This window comes from Oceanobacillus alkalisoli, assembly GCF_021556485.1.
GTDB classification, from domain to species: Bacteria; Bacillota; Bacilli; order Bacillales; family Amphibacillaceae; genus Oceanobacillus; species Oceanobacillus alkalisoli.
Genome location: NZ_JAKGBW010000012.1, coordinates 1 through 20,079, shown reverse-complemented (window position 1 = coordinate 20,079; position 20,079 = coordinate 1). Strand labels below are relative to the sequence as shown.

22 protein-coding genes, 2 rRNA genes and 2 other annotated features are annotated in these 20,079 nt (G+C 41.2%); all 24 genes read right to left on the bottom strand.

Going from position 1 to position 20,079, the window contains the following annotated elements; translation table 11 throughout:
- Positions 1-155 precede the first annotated feature (155 nt).
- On the bottom strand, positions 156-758 hold the full coding sequence (locus LZD48_RS12050; RefSeq protein WP_235762992.1) for a class I SAM-dependent methyltransferase: 603 nt from the start codon (positions 756-758) through the stop codon (positions 156-158).
- A gap of 162 nt (positions 759-920) precedes the next feature.
- A complete protein-coding gene (rplL, locus tag LZD48_RS12045) occupies positions 921-1,286 on the bottom strand; it encodes a 50S ribosomal protein L7/L12 (RefSeq protein WP_235762991.1) in 366 nt (121 codons plus the stop codon).
- A gap of 45 nt (positions 1,287-1,331) precedes the next feature.
- Positions 1,332-1,835 carry a 50S ribosomal protein L10 gene (rplJ, locus tag LZD48_RS12040; RefSeq protein WP_235762990.1) on the bottom strand — a complete coding sequence of 168 codons (504 nt, stop codon included), beginning with the start codon at positions 1,833-1,835 and terminating at the stop codon, positions 1,332-1,334.
- A gap of 54 nt (positions 1,836-1,889) precedes the next feature.
- Positions 1,890-2,036 (bottom strand) — a sequence feature (ribosomal protein L10 leader region).
- Between the two features lie 46 nt (positions 2,037-2,082).
- Positions 2,083-2,775: a 50S ribosomal protein L1 gene (rplA, locus tag LZD48_RS12035; protein ID WP_235762989.1), complete on the bottom strand. Its 693-nt coding sequence runs from the start codon at positions 2,773-2,775 to the stop codon at positions 2,083-2,085.
- A gap of 395 nt (positions 2,776-3,170) precedes the next feature.
- Positions 3,171-3,596, bottom strand: coding sequence for a 50S ribosomal protein L11 (gene rplK, locus LZD48_RS12030; protein ID WP_235762988.1), 426 nt, complete (start codon positions 3,594-3,596; stop codon positions 3,171-3,173).
- Positions 3,597-3,779: 183 nt separating this feature from the next.
- Positions 3,780-4,313 (bottom strand): transcription termination/antitermination protein NusG, encoded by a 534-nt coding sequence (nusG, locus tag LZD48_RS12025; RefSeq protein ID WP_235762987.1) that lies wholly within the window; start codon positions 4,311-4,313, stop codon positions 3,780-3,782.
- Between the two features lie 147 nt (positions 4,314-4,460).
- Entirely contained in the window at positions 4,461-4,628 is a 168-nt protein-coding gene (gene secE, locus LZD48_RS12020; protein ID WP_235762986.1) for a preprotein translocase subunit SecE, read from the bottom strand.
- Between the two features lie 31 nt (positions 4,629-4,659).
- Positions 4,660-4,809, bottom strand: coding sequence for a 50S ribosomal protein L33 (gene rpmG / locus LZD48_RS12015; protein WP_235762985.1), 150 nt, complete (start codon positions 4,807-4,809; stop codon positions 4,660-4,662).
- 80 nt (positions 4,810-4,889) lie between these two features.
- Positions 4,890-5,519: an RNA polymerase sporulation sigma factor SigH gene (gene sigH / locus LZD48_RS12010; RefSeq protein ID WP_235763084.1), complete on the bottom strand. Its 630-nt coding sequence runs from the start codon at positions 5,517-5,519 to the stop codon at positions 4,890-4,892.
- 143 nt (positions 5,520-5,662) lie between these two features.
- Entirely contained in the window at positions 5,663-6,172 is a 510-nt protein-coding gene (locus tag LZD48_RS12005; protein WP_235762984.1) for an NYN domain-containing protein, read from the bottom strand.
- Entirely contained in the window at positions 6,172-6,918 is a 747-nt protein-coding gene (gene rlmB, locus LZD48_RS12000) for a 23S rRNA (guanosine(2251)-2'-O)-methyltransferase RlmB (protein ID WP_235762983.1), read from the bottom strand. Before rlmB ends, LZD48_RS12005 begins: the two co-directional genes overlap by 1 nt.
- Positions 6,908-7,330: a Mini-ribonuclease 3 gene (locus LZD48_RS11995; protein ID WP_235762982.1), complete on the bottom strand. Its 423-nt coding sequence runs from the start codon at positions 7,328-7,330 to the stop codon at positions 6,908-6,910. The genes rlmB and LZD48_RS11995 overlap by 11 nt, the downstream gene beginning before the upstream one ends.
- A gap of 2 nt (positions 7,331-7,332) precedes the next feature.
- Positions 7,333-8,733 carry a cysteine--tRNA ligase gene (cysS, locus tag LZD48_RS11990; RefSeq protein WP_235762981.1) on the bottom strand — a complete coding sequence of 467 codons (1,401 nt, stop codon included), beginning with the start codon at positions 8,731-8,733 and terminating at the stop codon, positions 7,333-7,335.
- Positions 8,723-9,379 (bottom strand): serine O-acetyltransferase, encoded by a 657-nt coding sequence (cysE, locus tag LZD48_RS11985; protein ID WP_235763083.1) that lies wholly within the window; start codon positions 9,377-9,379, stop codon positions 8,723-8,725. The genes cysS and cysE overlap by 11 nt, the downstream gene beginning before the upstream one ends.
- 94 nt (positions 9,380-9,473) lie before the next feature.
- Positions 9,474-9,690, bottom strand: a binding site (T-box leader).
- Between the two features lie 55 nt (positions 9,691-9,745).
- Positions 9,746-11,218: a glutamate--tRNA ligase gene (gltX, locus tag LZD48_RS11980; RefSeq protein WP_235762980.1), complete on the bottom strand. Its 1,473-nt coding sequence runs from the start codon at positions 11,216-11,218 to the stop codon at positions 9,746-9,748.
- 110 nt (positions 11,219-11,328) lie between these two features.
- Positions 11,329-12,426 (bottom strand): PIN/TRAM domain-containing protein, encoded by a 1,098-nt coding sequence (locus LZD48_RS11975; RefSeq protein WP_235762979.1) that lies wholly within the window; start codon positions 12,424-12,426, stop codon positions 11,329-11,331.
- A 96-nt stretch (positions 12,427-12,522) separates the two neighbouring features.
- A complete protein-coding gene (gene radA, locus LZD48_RS11970; protein WP_235763082.1) occupies positions 12,523-13,893 on the bottom strand; it encodes a DNA repair protein RadA in 1,371 nt (456 codons plus the stop codon).
- Between the two features lie 202 nt (positions 13,894-14,095).
- A complete protein-coding gene (gene clpC, locus LZD48_RS11965; protein WP_235762978.1) occupies positions 14,096-16,525 on the bottom strand; it encodes an ATP-dependent protease ATP-binding subunit ClpC in 2,430 nt (809 codons plus the stop codon).
- Positions 16,526-16,537: 12 nt separating this feature from the next.
- Positions 16,538-17,599, bottom strand: a complete 1,062-nt coding sequence (gene mcsB, locus LZD48_RS11960) for a protein-arginine kinase McsB (RefSeq protein ID WP_235762977.1) — start codon at positions 17,597-17,599, stop codon at positions 16,538-16,540.
- Positions 17,596-18,141, bottom strand: coding sequence for a protein-arginine kinase activator protein McsA (gene mcsA / locus LZD48_RS11955; protein ID WP_235762976.1), 546 nt, complete (start codon positions 18,139-18,141; stop codon positions 17,596-17,598). Before mcsA ends, mcsB begins: the two co-directional genes overlap by 4 nt.
- Positions 18,142-18,172: 31 nt before the next feature.
- The gene (locus LZD48_RS11950; RefSeq protein WP_235762975.1) at positions 18,173-18,637 is read right to left on the bottom strand and encodes a CtsR family transcriptional regulator; all 465 of its coding nucleotides are present in this window, start codon (positions 18,635-18,637) and stop codon (positions 18,173-18,175) included.
- Positions 18,638-18,892: 255 nt separating this feature from the next.
- Entirely contained in the window at positions 18,893-19,594 is a 702-nt protein-coding gene (locus tag LZD48_RS11945; protein WP_235762974.1) for an MgtC/SapB family protein, read from the bottom strand.
- Positions 19,595-19,730: 136 nt separating this feature from the next.
- Positions 19,731-19,846: ribosomal RNA gene (rrf, locus tag LZD48_RS11940) — 5S ribosomal RNA — on the bottom strand.
- Positions 19,847-19,972: 126 nt separating this feature from the next.
- Positions 19,973-20,079 (bottom strand): 23S ribosomal RNA (locus LZD48_RS11935); the annotation flags it as partial.

The window sequence follows — 20,079 nt, the reverse complement described above, 5'->3', positions numbered from 1 at the left end:
TATGAAGAAATATTAATCAAGCTGTCTAGAATACTTCATCCATTGTCCCCGTCCATAGATAAAATATACGTTTATACCCGTATAATCCTCGTTCCGACTTGACAAATGGAGCCAATCTTAGCATTATAGTATGTTACCACAACAAGGCCATCAGGTCAAACTTTACGTGCTCTTAAAATATAATAACCTTTTTCTCTAGCAACGACTGTCACATTTCCGAATAGTTCGTTGATCTTTTTCTGCGCAGATGGCGCACCTTGTTTCTTTTGGATGACTACCCACAGCTCACCATTCTTCACTAAAGCTTTTTCCGCATCCTCAAACATCCCATGCACGATATCCTTGCCAGCTCGAATTGGCGGGTTCGTGATTATCGCAGCAAAAGTTCTTTTTTTCAACCCTGAAAACCGGTCGCTATTTACAACTGCCACATTTGACAAACTATTTTCCTTGGCATTTTCCTCCGCTAATCGGATCGCTCTTTCATTTACATCCGCAAGCACTACATCCCTCTTTGGAAAAGATCCCGCTAAAGAAATGCCAATCGGTCCATAACCACAACCAAGATCCAAAAAGTCTCCTTGGACGGATGGTTCGGCAAAACACTCAATCAACAAACGCGAGCCAAAATCGATTCTATTTTTAGAGAAAACATTCGTGTCACTTGTGAATGTATACGTCTGATTCCGTAATTCCGCTTTCCAGGTTTTTGGTGAACTATCTGTATGGGGCTTTTTTGAATAGTAATGCTCGGTCATTCGGAACACCACGCTTCTGATTATCATTTATCGTGTGTAAGGCGGGACCTTAAAAGTCGCAACCTTAGAAGTAATTGTAATGGAATAGATAGATGAAGAATAAGAAATTGTTATGAACAAGAGCCCGTCGACATGAACGACGAGCTCTTTATTTAAATAAACTTATTTAACTTCTACTTCAGCGCCAGCTTCTTCAAGCTTACCTTTAACTTCTTCAGCTTCTTCTTTCGCTACGCCTTCTTTAATTGCTTTTGGTGCGTTATCCACAAGGTCTTTTGCATCTTTAAGTCCAAGACCAGTGATTTCACGAACTGCTTTAACAACTTTAATTTTAGAAGCGCCTGCTCCTGTAAGAACAACGTCAAATTCTGTTTGCTCTTCAGCAGCTCCGCCACCAGCAGCTCCGCCTGCAACTGCAACTGGAGCAGCAGCTGTTACGCCAAACTCTTCCTCAATAGCTTTTACTAAGTCGTTTAATTCTAAAACGGACATTTCTTTAATCGCACTAATCATTTCTTCTTTAGTCATGATTTAAATCCTCCTAATTAATTTTAATTTTTATACGTTCTGGCATTATGCGCCTTGTTCTTCCTCTTCTTTATCAGCAACAGACTTAACTGCATAAGCAAGGTTGCGGATTGGTGCTTGCAGCACGCTGAGTAACATAGAAACCATACCTTCGTAGTTCGGCAGGTCAGCAAGCTCTTTAATCTGTTCTAAAGAAACTACTTGCCCTTCGATGACGCCACCTTTAATTTCAAGTTCTTCATTCTCCTTAGCGAAGTTGTTAAGGACACGAGCAGGTGCTACGACGTCATCTTTTCCGAAAGCAATAGCGTTCGGTCCGGTAAGCACATCGTTTAGACCTTCTAATTCTGCAGCTTCTACAGCACGACGGGTCATCGTGTTTTTGTAAACATGAAACTCAATACCTTCTTCACGTAGTTGTTTACGTAATTCAGTAACTTGCGCAACGTCAAGTCCGCGGTAGTCGACTACAACAGACGTTTGACTTTCTTTGAACTTATCTGCGATTTCTTGTACAATTTGCTTCTTTTGTTCCAATACATTAGACATTGTTCCACCTCCTAATTACTTATACCATACCGTTCTATTAGCATTTTCCGTATCAAGTCTATAAAAAAAGCCCTCAGATAGACATGAGAGCTTTATACCACTTTCCAAATAAGCGTACTTGGATCGTTTTTATAAAACACCTCGGCGGGAAATTAAGCGACGGGTCGCACCTGCTGTCTACGGTATAATGTATTCTTTTATAACGTAATCAGTATATCAGATGACTTATTTCAAGTCAATGATTTGTTTATTTGTACCCAGAAACGTCAACCTTGACGCCAGGTCCCATTGTTGAAGCAACAGAAACGTTCTTCAAGTAGTTACCTTTTGATGATTGAGGCTTCACTTTAACAATTTGATCAATGATTGCTTCTAGGTTCTCAACAAGTTTGTTTTCATCGAAAGAAGCTTTACCGAATGGAACATGAACGTTGGACTGCTTATCAACACGATATTCTACTTGTCCAGCTTTAATATCGTTAACTGCTTTTTCCACTTCAAATGTTACAGTTCCAGTTTTCGGGTTAGGCATTAGACCACGAGGTCCAAGCACTCTACCAAGCTTACCTACTTCAGCCATCATGTCTGGAGTTGCAACAATCACATCAAAATCAAACCAACCACCGTTGATTTTCTCGATGAATTCTGCCTCACCTACATAGTCAGCTCCAGCAGCTTCTGCTTCTTTTGCTTTTTCACCTTTCGCGAAAACAAGTACGCGTTGCGTTTTACCAGTTCCGTGCGGCAGAACCATTGCTCCGCGGATTTGTTGGTCCGCTTTCTTCGGATCTACTCCCAGACGGAATGCTACTTCCATTGTTTCGTCAAAACTGGCTTTTGCAGTTTGTTTAGCAAGGGAAACAGCTTCATTGATTTCGTATGTTTTTGAACGATCAATCAGCTTTTCTGCTTCTTGATACTTTTTACCTCTTTTTGCCATTATATTTCCTCCTCTATTGTGGTGTTAGCGGTTATACCTCCCACGCTTGAACCTCCCATGACTAAAAGTCAAAGGATTCCTAGAAACAGAGCATACCTTGTAAATGCATTTCTTAGCTTACAGCAGTTTCTCTTATATATCCTAGGCACTACCCGTAATTCCTACGGTGAAAGCTTAAGTTTATGGGTGCGTTGCACTCCTCCAGCTATCCGACTGCTTTGTTTTCGCTTTTCGGATAGCGGGGAGGGGGTGTTCGACTAAGTACGCCACGTCCTGCGGCAACGTCGAACCACTCACTTCCTGCGAGCGAGTCTGCACTCACCTAAACGGTTGCTTACTCTCTTGTGAAATAGCTGTGATTCCAGAGGGAGACCACAGCTAACCAAGTTTTGAAATTAGTCTTCGATTGTAATACCCATGCTTCGGGCAGTACCTTCGACCATACGCATAGCAGCTTCAACATCTGCTGCATTCAAGTCTTGCATTTTTGTTTCTGCGATTTCTTTTACTTCAGCACGTTTAACTGTAGCCACTTTTGTTTTGTTTGGCTCACCAGATCCAGCGTTAATTCCTGCCGCTTTCTTAAGCAGAACAGCTGCTGGTGGAGTTTTCGTAACAAATGTAAATGAACGGTCTTCAAATACCGTAATTTCTACAGGGATAATTAAACCTGCCTGTTCTTGTGTACGTGCATTGAACTCTTTACAGAATCCCATAATGTTAATACCCGCTTGACCAAGTGCTGGTCCAACCGGTGGTGCTGGAGTAGCTTTACCAGCAGGGATTTGCAATTTCACTAATTTGATTACTTTATTAGCCACGAGACACACCTCCTTAAAGTCCGTGATGTGGTATTAGGGATTTCCCCTCCCACTCTTACTCAAGTACTTCAACTGCGAAGCACATAAATAACATAGAAATTCTACCATGTATAAAGTAAAATTGCAAGGGGGAATTTTATTTTATACTATAAACAATCATACTACCAATTAACCTGAGCTGTTCTATAGTTTCTCCACCTGAGTAAAATCTAGTTCGATAGGTGTTTCTCTACCGAACATATTGACATGGACTTTTAACTTCTGTTTATCCAGATCAATATTTTCAATCGTTCCTTCAAAGTCTGCGAATGGTCCTTCTTTCACCTTCACATTCTCTTTCAATTCAAAATCAACTTGTACTTCAGATGCTTGGACTCCCATTCGTTTCAGAACAGCATCAACTTCATCCGGTAATAATGGTGTTGGTTTTGTTCCGTGACCACTTGAACCGACGAATCCAGTTACGCCTGGTGTATTCCGTACAACGTACCAGGAATCATCTGTCATCACCATTTCTGTTAAAACGTAACCAGGGAAAGATTTCTTTTTAACTACTTTCTTTTTCCCATTTTTAATTTCTGTTTCTTCGTCCTCCGGAACAACAACGCGGAAAATTTTATCTTGCATCCCCATTGTTTCTACTCGTTTTTCGAGGTTGATTTTCACTTTATTTTCATAACCAGAGTACGTATGCACAACATACCAATTTTTCTCCATGTATTCAGGACAGTACGCCCTTTCCCTCCCTTAGATAGTATAATCGGAGTACACCTGTTTTATCCCAATATGAAAAACCCGGCTGATTGCGGGTTTTCTTTTGAATGTATATTTATTTTCATTATAGCATAGTTAACGGATTATTATTCAAAGAAGTTCTAAAAGCTGTGAAATTCCGAAGTCGACAATGAAAAAGAAGATGGCGATTAAAACAACAGTCGTTAATACGATCACCGTATAACTTCTTAGTTCCTTGCCAGTTGGCCAGCTCACCTTTTTCATTTCCCTTGAAACATTCTTCAAGAACTTAAACATTCTTTGTACCCCCCAAGCTCCACCTCATGCGCTACTTTGTCTCTTGATGTAATGTATGTTTCCCACAGTGCTTGCAAAATTTCTTCATTTCTAATCTGGTAGATGTTGTGGATACATTTTTATTTGTTGAATAATTTCTACTTGAACAAATAGCACATGCTAAAGTTATCTTCCTACTCATCTTATCATCCCACTAACAGGGTATTTTTTCAACTAATAATGTAGCACGTTTCCTCGCTCTGTGTCAACGGCATCTTTCTATTAAATCTTTATTTCATTTCCTTTAATCAGTTGCTCGAGCTTTTTCTTTACTCGTTGCAGCGCATTATCAATCGACTTGAGGTGTCGTCCTAGCTTCGTAGATATCTCTTGATAGGAACACCCATCGAGGTAGAGGTGAAGTACTTGCTTTTCGAACCCGCTTAATAATTCTGAAAGCTTCAGTTCCATGTCTACGAGTTTCTCTTGATTCACCAATAATTCTTCAGGATCTATGGACCTTGAGCCTGCAATCACATCGATTAGCGTTCGATCTGATTCTTCGTCAAAAATAGGCTTGTCCAATGAAATATAGGAGTTTAGCGGGGTATGTTTTTGCCTTGTGGCTGTTTTGATAGCGGTAATTATTTGCCTCGTAATACATAATTCGGCAAAGGCTTTGAAAGAAGAAAGCTTCTCTTTGTCATAGTCACGAATTGCTTTGTAAAGACCTATCATTCCTTCCTGAACGATATCCTCACGATCTGCTCCAATCAAGAAGTATGTCCGCGCTTTACCTTGGACAAAATTGCGGTATTTGTTGATTAGAAAATCTAGCGCATGTTTATCTTCTTGATGAACTAAATGAATAAGCTTTTCATCATCAAGCATATGTAAGCCCGAATATTCCATGTCTAGTTGCTTGACTTCCACCAAGAATTACCCCCGTTCACATATGATAAGCTAACTGTAAACGTTATTATATACAGGAGAAGTGCTTTCGTCAATATAGCTTGAAGCATTTTAACGTAAAAAGGAGAAAAAAATCTATTTTCTCAATTTTCTCCTCTTCTCATTTTTTCAAAGCGCTCAAGAATATCTTGATCGAGGATGATTTTTGTTTGAGGCTGTTTTTTCTCCTGTTCCTTCAAACGTTCATCAATTTCTTCCTCCATATCGCGAATATCGACTTTCAGCTCACGGGCGGAGATGCGTAATGCCCCTTGAGCAAAAATCGTGCGCTGCTCTGTATAATCGTTGGTCGCTACATAAACTTGTGTCTTGACGTTTTTTAATTTTTTGATTAACCGTTCAATACGTTCATCAGCGGTTTCATTTTCTTTCGTATAGATAACTTCTATCTTGAACTGTTTTAGCTTGCTCTCTTTACCCGGCGCCTCGTGGGCGTCAAAAACGATAATAACCTTCATCCCCGTAAATGCCTGGTACTCAGCCATACGCTCAATGAGAAGATCCCTTGCCGCGGCCATATCCCCGTCACGCAGACGTTGCAATTCCTCCCAATCCCCAATGATGTTGTAACCATCTACTAATAATATATCCATCAGCTTTCACCCAGCGGATTTCGCTTTCTATAAACTTCATATAACAATAAGCTGCAAGCAACGGAAGCATTTAATGATGAAACTTCGCCGTACATCGGGATACTTACCGTCCAATCACACTTTTTCCGGACGAGTCGTGAGATACCTTTTCCTTCATTGCCAATGACGACTGCAATTGGTATCGTGCCATCCAGCCTACGGTAATCTTCTGTTGCCTCACCCTCTGTACCAACGACCCAAACTTGTCTTTCCTTTAATTCATCGATTGTATCTGCAATATTCGTTACCCGAACAACCGGAACATGTTCAATAGCTCCTGCTGCCGTTTTCGCGACGGTTGCTGTGAGACCAACAGAGCGGCGTTTCGGAATAATCACCCCATGAACACCTGTAGCGTCTGCTGTTCGTAAAATAGAACCTAGATTATGCGGATCTTCCAGCTCGTCCAAAATAATAAAAAAAGGATCTTCCCCTCTTTGTTCCGCTCGTTCGAAAAGTTCTTCCAAATTTCCATATGCATAAGATGCAACATATGCAACAATTCCTTGGTGATTCCCATTGGAAAGATGATCAAGCTTCGCTTTCGGAACGTGCTGAACGATTGTTCCAGCCTCTTTTGCAAGCTGCTTTAATTTCTTTACCGTATTGGGATTCAACTGCTCGGCAACAAATACTTTATTTACCGAACGCCCCGAGGAAAGTGCCTCCATGACGGGGTTTTTCCCTATGATTATTTCATCGCTCATTGTTGTTCTTCCTTTCCTCCATTGTTGTTGTAATGAATGTTACAGCAGCTTCCATTAGTTCATACAGCCGGTCTTTATTTTCATCTATATAATGATAGCCTAATAACGCTTCAAAGCCTGTACTATAGCGATACGTCTGAACACTGCTATTCTTAGGAATGGAGCCGGACTTTGCATTTCTTCCCCGGGCGACAATGCGCTCTTCTTCCGGGGAAAGCAGTCCGGCTTCCAACCAATGAAACAGTACGGCGGCCTGGCCTTTTGCCGATACAAAATTTACAGCTTTTTGATGTAGCTGATTTGGCTTGACCTGACCCGTTTTGAGTAAATGTTCTCTGACATATACTTCATAAACAGCATCACCCATATAAGCAAGCGCTAAACTTTTCATTTGTTTTGCTTGAAGTGCCATGCTTAGCCTCTTTTCCAGCGAACTCCTTGCGCGGTATCTTCTAAAATAATTGATTTATCTTTTAGTAGATCTCGTATTTCATCTGCACGTTGGTAATCCTTATTTTTCCTTGCTTCATTTCGCTCTTCAATCAGCACCTCGATCTCTTCATCCAAGAGTTCCTGCTCTTCTTCCAAATCAATACCAAGTATTCCAAGTAACGTAACAATTGTATCTTGGAATGCTTCCAGTATGGATGTATGAGTTTGTTCCTCGGCAAGGTAGATATTCGCTTCTTTTGCAAGATCGAACAATACGGAAATCGCATTTGCCGTATTAAAATCATCATCCATTTCCTTTTCAAAATCAAGGGTGAACTGCTTGATTTTAGCAAGCCACTCCTCCTGGCTATCGACGAGATTCATGCTTGTTTGTTTACGATGCTCCAAATTATGATAAGCTGTCTTAATTCGTTCTAGACTGATTTTTGCACTATCCAGTAATTCTTCTGTGAAATTAATCGGATGGCGGTAATGCACACTCAGCATAAAGAAACGCAGAACTTGAGGGTCATGCTGATCGATTAAATCTTTTGTCAAAACAAAGTTTCCGAGGGATTTCGACATTTTTTCATTATCGATATTGATATAGCCATTATGCATCCAATAATTCGCAAACGGCTGGTCGTTCATTGATTCCGATTGAGCTATTTCATTTTCATGGTGCGGGAACGTCAAATCCTGACCGCCTGCGTGGATATCAATCGTTTCACCAAGGTACTTCTTCGCCATAGCCGAGCATTCGATGTGCCAGCCGGGTCTGCCATCGCCCCATGGTGAGTCCCAAGCAACTTCTCCGTCCTTCGCTCGTTTCCAAAGCGCAAAATCAAGTGGGTCATCTTTCTTTTCTCCGACCTGAATCCTTGCACCTACTCTCAGCTCATCAATCGACTGCTGTGAAAGCTTTCCGTACCCTTCAAAGGAACGTGGTTTGAAATAGACGTCACCTTCCACTTCATAAGCGTAACCTTTATCAACTAAGCCTTGGATAAAATCAATGATTTCATCCATTGTTTCGGTTACGCGCGGGTGGTAGGTTGCTCTTTTAACACCTAAAGCTTGCACGTCGGCTAAATATGCATCAATGAACCGGTCTGCAAGTGTCCGAACATCTTCGCCACTTTCTTCTGCCGCTTGAATAATCTTATCATCGACATCAGTAAAATTAAGGACATAATCAACTTCATAACCTTTATATTCAAAATAGCGTCTTACCGTATCAAATACAATCGCAGGTCGGGCATTCCCGATATGAATATAGTTATAAACGGTTGGGCCGCATACATACATCTTCAGCTTCCCTGATTCTATTGGTTTAAAATTTTCTTTCTCTCGCGTTAACGTATTAAATAATTTAATCGACATGTTGGAAATGACTCCCCTTCTTCAGCTTTTCAATTTCTGCTTGCAGTATATCAATTTGGCTTTGTATCTCATTGATCCGATCAGCAACCGGATCCGGAAGCTTATGATGATCCAGGTCTTTTACGCGTATTCCGTCTTGGATGATCACTTTGCCAGGGATTCCAACTACAGTGGAGTTATCAGGAACGTCTTTTAAAACGACGGAACCGCCCCCGATTTTCGCGTTCTCTCCAATCGTAATATTACCAAGAACCTTTGCCCCTGTGGATATGAGGGCATTTTTCTTTACTGTCGGATGACGCTTTCCTTTTTCTTTACCAGTTCCTCCAAGCGTGACTCCTTGGTAAATCGTTACGTTATCGGCAATTTCACACGTCTCGCCAATGACGACTCCCATTCCATGGTCAATAAATAGGCGTCTGCCGATTTTTGCCCCGGGATGGATTTCGATCCCTGTCAGGAATCTGCTGATTTGCGAAATCGCACGTGCAAAGAAGAACAATCTTCTGTTATAAAACGCATGGGCAATCCGGTGAAACCATACGGCGTGAAGACCGGAATAGGTTAGAAAAACTTCAAAATAAGTTCGCGCGGCGGGGTCTTGGTCAAACACAACTTCCATATCCTCTTTCATCCGCTTAAATATACCCACCGTCATACCACCTTTCATTTTAATGGCTTCCTTAAACCCAAGTTCACAAATCGAGTTAATCAACATAAAAAAAGCGTCTCTGCATGAGGACAGAGACGCTTGATGCGCGGTTCCACTCTGTTTGAAGAAATTGCTTCCTTCCAACTTGGACTCTTGTTAACGGTAGAGTTCCGCTATTATGTACTATATTTCCATAATAGACTCTGAGGGGCACTTCGGAAGTTTCATTTAAAATCACTCGCAGCCAAGGTGATTCTCTCTGGATAAACGAAGAAAGTCCTACTCTTCCTCTTCAACGTTCAAATATTTACTATTACTATATTACAGTTTCCCGAATTTGTGAACTAGAAAGCTCTGCAATTAATTCACATGTTTTCCCCGAAGAACTCTGTCCAGACGAATCATGACGATTTCTTTGCCAAGCAGCGCGATTGCTTGCGGCAATTCCGGGCCATGGGTTTGACCAGTTGTTGCGACACGAATCGGCATAAATAGCTTTTTCCCTTTATGACCGGTTTCTTTCTGTGTAGCTTTCGTTTGGGCTTTAATTTCGTCAGCGGTAAAAGATTCAAGTGTGTTCAACTTATCTCTAAAGCTTTGAAGAACTTCTGGAACCTGTTCTTCTTCAAGTACTTTAATTGCATCTTCGTTATAATTTATTTCTTCTGTAAAGAACAATTCGGTCAGTTCGACAATTTCTTCACCATAACTCAATTGTTCCTGATAAAGGGCAATTACATTTTCCGCCCACTTGCGTTTATCTTCACCCATGTTTTCCGGCAGTTTTCCAGCAGCAATTAAATGCGGCATGGTAAGGTCGATTACTTTTTCAAGATCGACATTCTTAACGTATTCACCGTTCATCCACTTTAACTTTTGTTGGTCGAAAATAGCTGGAGAAGTCGATAATCTGTCCGGATCAAAGATATCAATTAACGTTTCCTTATCGAAAATCTCTTCTTCTCCAACAGGAGACCAGCCAAGTAAACTAATGAAATTGAACATCGCTTCTGGCAGGTAACCGAGATTGCGATATTGCTCGATGAATTGTAAAATATGTTCATCTCGCTTACTCAACTTCTTCCGGTTCTCATTTAAAATAAGTGTCATATGGCCATATGTCGGCACTTCCCAATCAAAAGCATTAAAAACCATCATTTGTTTCGGTGTATTGGAAATATGCTCTTCTCCGCGAAGCACATGCGTGATTTTCATTAAATGATCATCTATTGCAACTGCAAAGTTATAGGTTGGAATCCCGTTCTTTTTCACGATGACCCAGTCACCAAAATCACTGGATTCAAATGTAATATCACCACGCACAAGGTCATGGAATGTATAGGTTTCATTGTCAGGCACACGGAAACGAATACTTGGAAGTCTGCCTTCTGTTTCAAATGCCGCAATTTGCTCTTCCGTCAGGTTACGGTGGGCACCAGAATACTTCGGCACCTGACCTTTCGCGCGCTGCTCCTCCCGCTCTTGTTCCAGTTCTTCTTCTGTCATATAGCATTTATACGCAAGTCCGCGCTCCAAGAGCTCGTCCACATATTTCCCATATAAATCAAGACGCTCGGTCTGGCGGTATGGTCCGTACTCTCCGCCCACATCCGGGCCTTCTTCCCATTCGATACCTAACCATTTCAAATAGCGGAGCTGACTCTCTTCGCCACCTTCCACATTTCTCTTTTCGTCGGTATCTTCCGTCCGAATAATAAATTTTCCATTATAATGTTTCGCGTACAGATAGTTAAACAGCGCTGTTCTTGCGTTACCAATATGCAAATGACCTGTTGGACTTGGTGCATAACGTACCCGAACCTCATTCGTCATGATGTTTCCCCTCTCTTTTTGAAAATTATGTACCGTAACGCACTTGAAAAGTGATAACAATATAGATGTCATCACTTTTCAAGCATTATCCTTAATAAGTTATACCTTTTTTACAGTGCTTTTTCAAGTGTTTTTGGTTTGGCGAAGATCATTCTGCCTGCAGAAGTCTGCAAGACACTTGTAATAATGACCTCAATTGTTTTTCCGATATAGTCACGGCCTTCTTCGACAACAATCATTGTTCCATCATCCAAATAGGCGATTCCCTGGCGCTGTTCTTTCCCGTCCTTGATTACTTGGACGACCAGTTCTTCTCCTGGTAGGACGACCGGTTTGACTGCATTTGCAAGATCATTAATATTAAGCACAGGAACACGCTGCAGATCACACACTTTATTCAAGTTGAAATCATTCGTTACCACAATTCCATCCGTCACTTTAGCGAGTTTAATCAGCTTGCTGTCCACTTCAGCGATCTCTTCAAAATCACCTTCATAGATCTCTACTGTAATCGGTAATTCTTTTTGAATACGATTCAGCACATCAAGTCCGCGCCGCCCGCGATTACGCTTCAACGCATCCGAGGAATCCGCAATGTGCTGCAGCTCTCCTAATACAAATTGAGGGATTACTAATGTCCCTTCCAAAAACCCTGTACTGCAAATATCAGCAATTCTACCGTCTATTATAACACTTGTATCAAGTATTTTCGGTTTCGGCATTTCATCTTCTGAATCTGCATCACCTTGATCAGTAGTTTCTTTCAGTTTATCCTTTTTCCCTGTCCGCAGTAAACTCGAAAATTCCTCCCGGCGCCTGAAGCCAACACGGAAACCTAAATAGCCAAGAATTATCGTAATAAAAATCGGCAGTACTTGTGAGAATACTTGGATATTGATATCCTGAAGTGGCATCGTAACGAGATAGGCTATGACAAGTCCGACAATCATTCCTAAGCTACCAAATAATAAGTCCATTGCCGGCAGTTTAATAAGGGTATCTTCTATCCATTTGAAAAAGTTTACGACGTGATCCACAAAAAATGAAGAGAGTAAAAATAAAATAATTGCACCTAATGTCATGCCAAGATATGGGTTTGTCAGCCAGTTCATATCTATATTTAATAAATTAATAATCATGGGGATATACAGGTAACCAATCGTTCCACCAAGGACAATAAAAAAGATATGAACAACTTTTTTTAACATTTTCTCACCTCCTTATGCTTATTATTACCTTTATTTTTCTTTTATAACCCTACGGATAGGAGAGATAAGCTCATTTTTTCACTAAAAGCGTTAAATTCATCTTGCAAGTCCTATTTCTAATGCTTCTTGAATGGTGGAAACACCAACTACTTGAATATCTTTCGGAATCGTCCAACCATCCAAATTATGTTGCGGGCAAATTACCCGCTCGAAACCAAGCTTAGCTGCTTCCTGTACACGTTGTTCAATCCGGGAGACCCTTCTGATTTCTCCAGTCAGTCCAACCTCACCGATGAAAATATCCTTTGGTTCTGTCGGCTGGTCCCGGAAGCTGGATGCAATGCTAATGGCAATTGCCAGATCAATTGCGGGCTCATCCAACTTCACTCCGCCAGCCACTTTCAAATAAGCATCCTGATTCTGCAACATGAAACCAACCCGCTTCTCCAAAACAGCCATGAGCAGCGGAACACGATTCGAATCAATGCCAGTAGCCATTCTACGCGGGTTTCCAAAGCTTGACGGAGCAATGAGTGCTTGAATTTCTACTAGAATCGGCCGCGTTCCTTCCATTGATGCAACTACTGTAGAGCCTGCTGTGCCAGTTTTTCGCTCTTCCAGAAATATTTCCGAAGCGTTCACGACTTCACGTAAACCTTCTTCACGCATCTCAAAAATTCCCATTTCATGTGTACTACCAAAACGGTTTTTCACACTGCGTAAAATCCGGTATGTATGATGTCGTTCCCCTTCAAAATACAACACTGTATCTACCATATGTTCCAAAAGTCTTGGCCCAGCGATTGCCCCTTCCTTCGTTACATGTCCAACGATAAAAACAGAAATATGATTTGTCTTCGCAATCCGCATGAGTTCCCCAGTGCTTTCCCGTACTTGGGATACGCTTCCCGGTGCACTCGTTACTTCTTCCCGGTAGATCGTTTGAATCGAATCCACAATAACAAGTTCTGGCTTCAACTTTTCAATCTGTTGACCTATATCATATAAATTGGTCTCACTTAATACGTATAATTCTGCTTCTTGCACACCTAGACGGTCTGCCCGAAGTTTCGTTTGCCTCGTTGATTCTTCCCCGGAGATATAAAGGACACGCATTTTTTTCTTAGCGATCTGGGCTGATATTTGCAATAACAACGTCGATTTCCCTATCCCTGGGTCCCCACCGATTAACACGAGGGAGCCCGGAACAATTCCACCGCCGAGCACACGGTTGAATTCTCGCATTTCAGTTGTAATTCGTGGTTCTTTTTGTGATTCAAGTTGGGTAATCGGTTCTGGTTTACTAACCGTCCGCTTACCGGTTGTAACATGCCTGCCGCCGCTGCCTCCAGCCTGTACTTCTTCGACCATTGTGTTCCAGTTTCCGCAGCCGGGGCATTTCCCCATCCATTTCGGAGATTCATAACCACAGTCTTGGCAGACAAATGTATTCTTGCGTTTAGCCAAACTCATTCGATCCCTTCTTCTATTGTATACGATTATTACTTTTCATAGGTTACATAGTAGTTTCAATTTCTCAACTTTTTCCTAAATTATGCCACACACTGGGATAGAAAGCATATTTTCCAAGCTTTTACTTTTAAGCTTAAGTGCAGTAAAAGCTAGAAGAGGTGACTCTTCTAGCTTTTATCTGACTGGTGCTACTGCTTTATTTTAAAATGATGAATTCACCTTTGTTGTTTAGGCCGATTTTCACGGACTTGCCTTTTTCGACCGTTCCTTTCAGTAATTCCTCAGATAACATGTTTTCGATATTTTGCTGAATGGAGCGTCTTAGAGGTCTTGCTCCATATTCCGGGTCGAATCCTTCGTTAGCAATTTTCTCGATTGCTTTATCTGTCAGTGATAGTTCGATTTCTTGTTCTTCCAATCTTTCTTTCAGTTCTTCTAACATAAGCACAACAATGTCTTTCATATGCTTCTTCTCTAAAGAATGGAAAACAATCGTTTCATCAATCCGGTTTAAGAACTCTGGACGGAAGGCTTTCTTAAGTGCGTCCATTACTTTTGATTTCATATCGGCGTGTTGCTGGCTTTCGTCTGCAACATTGAAACCGACAAATTTATTACGACGCAACTCACTTGCACCAACGTTTGAAGTCATAATGATGACTGTATTACGGAAATCAACGGTTCTACCTTTGGAGTCTGTTAAACGCCCATCTTCCAGCACTTGAAGCAGGATGTTAAAGACTTCCGGGTGGGCTTTTTCCACTTCATCCAAAAGAACAACAGAATATGGTTTTCTGCGGACTTTTTCCGTTAATTGGCCGCCTTCTTCATAGCCGACGTACCCTGGAGGGGATCCGACTAATCGTGCTGTAGAATGTCTTTCCATGTACTCCGACATATCAACGCGAATCATCGCGTCTTCATCTGCAAACATCACTTCAGCAAGGGCTCTTGCAAGCTCTGTTTTACCGACCCCTGTAGGGCCTAAGAAGATAAACGAACCAATTGGACGCTTCGGATCTTTCAGTCCTGAGCGGGCTCTACGAATAGCAGTCGATATAGCTTTCACTGCTTCTTCTTGGCCGATTACACGATTATGGAGAATTTCTTCCATATTAAGAAGACGCTGCGTTTCATCTTTCGTAAGCTTAGCTACCGGTACACCAGTCCAAATCGATACGACACTCGCAATATCTTCAATGGTTACTTCCGAGTCCATTTGACCTTGCTTCTCTTTCCATTCATTTTTCGTTTTCTCGAGTTCTTCACGATATCGCTGTTCTGTATCACGTAAAGATGCTGCTTTTTCAAATTCCTGACTTTGAACAGCCGCGTCCTTTTCTTTCCTGACGTCTGCTAATTTCTGTTCCAGTTCTTTTAAGTTCGGCGGAATCGTGTAGGAACGAAGACGAACTTTAGAACCAGCCTCATCAATTAAGTCGATTGCCTTATCCGGCAGGAATCGTTCTGTAATATAGCGATCCGATAGTGTCGCACTCGCTTCAATCGCTTCATCGGTAATGGTTACACGATGATGGGCCTCATAGCGGTCACGCAAACCTTTTAAAATAAGAATCGTTTCTTCAACAGATGGCTCATCCACTTGAATCGGCTGGAAACGACGTTCAAGTGCTGCATCTTTTTCAATATATTTCCGGTACTCATCCAGCGTCGTCGCTCCAATACACTGGATTTCTCCGCGGGAAAGGGATGGCTTTAAAATATTCGATGCGTCAATTGCACCTTCTGCGCCCCCTGCACCAATTAATGTATGCAATTCATCAATAAATAGAATAACATTCCCAGCTTGGCGAATTTCTTCCATGACCTTTTTTAAACGGTCCTCAAACTCTCCACGATATTTCGTCCCTGCAACGACCGTCCCCATATCAAGCGTCATCACGCGTTTATCACGGAGGGTTTCCGGTACTTCATTATCAATAATTTGCTGGGCAAGTCCTTCTGCCACTGCTGTTTTACCAACACCCGGTTCCCCAATTAATACAGGGTTATTTTTCGTCCGGCGACTTAATACTTGTATGACACGTTCAATTTCTTTGGAACGACCAATAACCGGGTCAATTTTACCTTCCCTTGCACTTACCGTTAAATCTCTTGCAAGGGAATCGAGCGTCGGGGTGCTCGCGTTTGATTGCTGGCCGCCACGCCCTCTTCTGCCTGCTTGAGACTCATTACTGCCTAATAGTTTTAAAACTTGCTGACGGGCTTTATTTAGGCTTATTCCAAGGTTATTAAGAACCCGGGCTGCAACGCCTTCTCCTTCCCGGATAAGGCCGAGTAAAATATGTTCCGTCCCTACATAGGAATGGCCAAGCTTGCGCGCTTCATCCTGTGATAGTTCCACAACTTTTTTTGCTCGTGGAGTGTAGTGAATCGATTGCATCGGCTGTTTACCTACTCCAATTAATTTCTCCACTTCTTCTTGAATTTTTTCAACTTGTACTCCTAATGATTGCAGAGCCTTCGCCGCAATCCCCTCGCCTTCGCGAACAAGCCCGAGCAAAATATGCTCTGTTCCAATGTTATTATGTCCGAGACGTACTGCCTCTTCTTGTGACAGTGCAAGCACCTTTTGCGCCCTTTCTGTAAATCTTCCAAACATCATCTGGCATCCCTCCTATTTCTCTAATTCAAGTCTTTCTCTGATGAGCGAAGCACGAAATACATCGCGCTCTCGCGGTGTTAAGCGTCTGTTAGCATAATATTGTAAGAATCCTGGTTGTGTTAGAGTCATTAATTCATTTAATATATTTTTAGATATATTTTCAATAATACCTAAGTCTATACCTAAACGCACGTTAGAAATGCATTTAGCGGCTTCCTTCGATTCAATGATTCGGGCATTCTTCATCGTTCCATAAGACCTGAAAATACGATCCTCCAGACTGATTCCTAGTTGCTCGGTAATATAGCTCCGGGCAAGCCGTTCTTGCTCAATCAGCTGCTTCACGACACTGGCTAAATCAAAGACTATATCTTTCTCTGATTTCCCGAGGGTGATCTGATTCGAAATCTGGAAAATATTACCTAGTGATTCACTGCCTTCCCCGTATATTCCACGCACGACCAACCCGAACTGATTAATCGCAGGGATCATCCGGCTCATCTGCTTCGTGATCACCAGGGCCGGCAAGTGCATCATCACGGACGCGCGCATTCCTGTTCCCACATTCGTTGGACAGCTCGTGAGATATCCAAACTTCTCATCGAACGCATAGTCAACTTTCCCCTCTATCCAATCATCCAGCTGTGAAGCTTGTTTCAGACCATCGGCAAGTTGATATCCAGGGAAATAAAGTTGGATCCTCAAATGATCTTCTTCATTGATCATAATGGAGACCTGCTCATTTTTAGAAATAAGTGCTGCTGACTGTGGATATCTGGTTAGGCTAGGACTGACGAGATGCTTCTCAATTAAAATCTGATTCTCTATTTCTGATAAATTCTTTGTCGAGATAAAGTGGAAATCCGTATAATCCTGAAAGGACGTTTTATTATACGTATCTTTCATGAAATCATGAACCTTTTTTAATTCATCTTCTTTCCCTAGGATAGGATACATAACATTAGCGAAGTTCCGAGCTAAACGAATCCGGCTGCTTAAAACAATATCGCTATCGGTACCCTCTTTTCGCATCCAAGGACTTATCGCTTCGTTTAGAAAATGCTCTAATGTCATCCTTCGCTTTCCCCCCTCTTAGCTGATCCCTGTGTTTCCAATGCTTTTATTTTATCTCGGAGAATCGCGGCTTCTTCAAAAGCTTCTTCCTCTATTAACTTCTTCATTTGGATACGATATTCCTCTAATTGACGTTTTTTTTGTATATTTCCACCTGTGCGTTTTGGTATTTTACCAGCATGGGCTGTATTCCCTGCATGAACCCGTCGTAGTATAGGACTTAAACGTTCTGAAAAAGTTTCATAACAAGTGGCGCAGCCAAATTTTCCGATTTCCTTAAAGGCCGAAAAAGTCAATTTACAATTCGGGCATTGAAGCTCTTTAATTTGTTTTTTGTCGGACACTTGAGTTCCGAATGGATACGTATCAAAGTTAAATATTCCTGTAAGTAAATCGTGGAGAGAAGATCCCTGATCTTGAGATTGCATATAGCCTTTTTCTTGGGCACAAACTTCACACACGCGAACTTCTTTTTTCTCCCCATTTATTACATGTTTAAAATAAACTGTAGCTGGCCGTTTTTGACACTCTTGACATTCCACACGCATCTTCCTCCTCCTGCCCATAATAGGGTTAATTATAGTATTTCAAAGTATGAAGCATCGCAGTTAAAATACGTGCCCGAATCTCGTCTCGTTCTGGCAGCTGAAATGGTAATGTCGTTCGTTCAATCGCACTATAAATCAGTTTTTCTTCCCGATTCGTAATGATTTCTTCATCCCGTAAACGTTCCAGCACATGAACTGCTGCCTGCTGCGAAATACTTGGATTAATCATTTTAATAATACCATCAATCAACTCTGCCTTATCTTCGTGCTTTACACGAATGATCCGGATATATCCCCCACCACCACGCTTACTTTCCACTATATACCCTTTTTCTGTCGTAAATCTCGTGTTAATCACATAATTAATCTGTGAAGGTACACATTCAAACTGGTCTGCAATTTCACTCCGCTTAATTTCAATTGCATTTTTACCTGTGGAATGAAGTACTTTCTTTAGATACGCTTCAATAATATCTGAAATATTGCTCATTGTTAAGAATTCCCCCTCTCCTTACATATCACTCATTTCTTGCTATGCCGGAACAAAAGGAAATGACATTGACTTTGACTATCTTTGACTATAAATTAATTATACGCCAAAATAGAACTGTTGAAAAGTAATATCCAATATTCTATTCTAGACATTTTTCAAGGAAATAAACGGAAAGAGAGAGATTTAAAATAATAAGCATAAGTTAAAGGTGGAATAACTCCTCCTTTAACCTTGCCCCTTGCACTGTATGTCTCACTTTTCCAGTTGATTGATATTATTAACACCATCTAATTTAGACATTTCTTCAAATAATACAAGCAACTGATTTCCTCCCATACCTTTCATCTTGAAATAAATCTTTCTGAGATCTCTTTCCATTTTTTCCACTTCCACTGCAATAATATTCACATCATACATTTCTGCTATTTCAACAAGCTTGTGTACTTTTATTTTTTGCTCGACAACCATTTCAATCCTTGTGTATTTTCGTTGCGAAGGGAGCAGTTTTTCAAGATTATTCAATACAACTAAACTAATTAAAATGATTAATGTTGCAACAATAGCAGGACCATACATTCCTGCACCTACCACAAGCCCGACACCAGCTACCGCCCATATAGAAGCAGCTGTTGTAAGTCCGCGAATCGTTCCCCCGTAGACAATAATTGTTCCAGCGCCAAGAAATCCAATTCCGCTTATTACATAAGAAGGAATGCGGGCCGGGTCAAACCGTACATTATCATAATGCTCGAGAAACTCAAGAAAACCAAATATCGATAAAAGCATCATCAGACTAGCACCGACACCTACTAATATATGTGTCCGAAAACCTGCGGAGTGATTATTCCACTCTCGTTCAAATCCGATTATTCCAGATAATAATAAGGCAACTAACAGCCTCGTTACAATTACATAGAAATGATCCCCCATAATTTCCTCTATAAGTACTTCCATTTTCTTTTCCTCTTTTCTATATATTATCCTTTATATGGAACCCTGTTCCCTAATAAACAATATACGTAAACGTTACTAAAAAATAAACAAAACAAAAAGACAGACTATCATTTTATGATAATCTGTCTTTTAATATGCCTGGCAACGTCCTACTCTCGCAGAGACAAGGTCTCAACTACCATCGGCGCTGGAAAGCTTAACTGCTGTGTTCGGTATGGGAACAGGTGTGACCTTTCCGCCTTCATTACCAGACATGAAAGTATGTAATTTTTAAAGACAAGTTATATTATATGCATTTTCTTCAGAAAATGCAAGTCTTTTTTAAACTTGTACCCTGAAAACTAAATAAGAGTAGGTTACGACATCAAAATATAGAAGTTAGTTAAGTCCTCGATCGATTAGTATTCGTCAGCTCCACATGTCACCATGCTTCTACCTCGAACCTATCAACCTCATCGTCTCTGAGGGATCTTACTCACTCGAAG

Coding starts and splice junctions, on each gene's coding strand:
- LZD48_RS12050 (WP_235762992.1), bottom strand. CDS start 758: ATGACCGAGCATTACTATTCAAAAAAGCCCCATACAGATAGTTCACCA.
- rplL (WP_235762991.1), bottom strand. CDS start 1,286: ATGACTAAAGAAGAAATGATTAGTGCGATTAAAGAAATGTCCGTTTTA.
- rplJ (WP_235762990.1), bottom strand. CDS start 1,835: ATGTCTAATGTATTGGAACAAAAGAAGCAAATTGTACAAGAAATCGCA.
- rplA (WP_235762989.1), bottom strand. CDS start 2,775: ATGGCAAAAAGAGGTAAAAAGTATCAAGAAGCAGAAAAGCTGATTGAT.
- nusG (WP_235762987.1), bottom strand. CDS start 4,313: ATGGAGAAAAATTGGTATGTTGTGCATACGTACTCTGGTTATGAAAAT.
- secE (WP_235762986.1), bottom strand. CDS start 4,628: ATGTTTAAGTTCTTGAAGAATGTTTCAAGGGAAATGAAAAAGGTGAGC.
- rpmG (WP_235762985.1), bottom strand. CDS start 4,809: ATGAGTAGGAAGATAACTTTAGCATGTGCTATTTGTTCAAGTAGAAAT.
- sigH (WP_235763084.1), bottom strand. CDS start 5,519: ATGGAATATTCGGGCTTACATATGCTTGATGATGAAAAGCTTATTCAT.
- LZD48_RS12005 (WP_235762984.1), bottom strand. CDS start 6,172: ATGGATATATTATTAGTAGATGGTTACAACATCATTGGGGATTGGGAG.
- rlmB (WP_235762983.1), bottom strand. CDS start 6,918: ATGAGCGATGAAATAATCATAGGGAAAAACCCCGTCATGGAGGCACTT.
- LZD48_RS11995 (WP_235762982.1), bottom strand. CDS start 7,330: ATGGCACTTCAAGCAAAACAAATGAAAAGTTTAGCGCTTGCTTATATG.
- cysS (WP_235762981.1), bottom strand. CDS start 8,733: ATGTCGATTAAATTATTTAATACGTTAACGCGAGAGAAAGAAAATTTT.
- gltX (WP_235762980.1), bottom strand. CDS start 11,218: ATGACGAATGAGGTTCGGGTACGTTATGCACCAAGTCCAACAGGTCAT.
- LZD48_RS11975 (WP_235762979.1), bottom strand. CDS start 12,426: ATGTTAAAAAAAGTTGTTCATATCTTTTTTATTGTCCTTGGTGGAACG.
- clpC (WP_235762978.1), bottom strand. CDS start 16,525: ATGATGTTTGGAAGATTTACAGAAAGGGCGCAAAAGGTGCTTGCACTG.
- mcsB (WP_235762977.1), bottom strand. CDS start 17,599: ATGACATTAGAGCATTTTCTAAACGAAGCGATAAGTCCTTGGATGCGA.
- LZD48_RS11950 (WP_235762975.1), bottom strand. CDS start 18,637: ATGAGCAATATTTCAGATATTATTGAAGCGTATCTAAAGAAAGTACTT.
- LZD48_RS11945 (WP_235762974.1), bottom strand. CDS start 19,594: ATGGAAGTACTTATAGAGGAAATTATGGGGGATCATTTCTATGTAATT.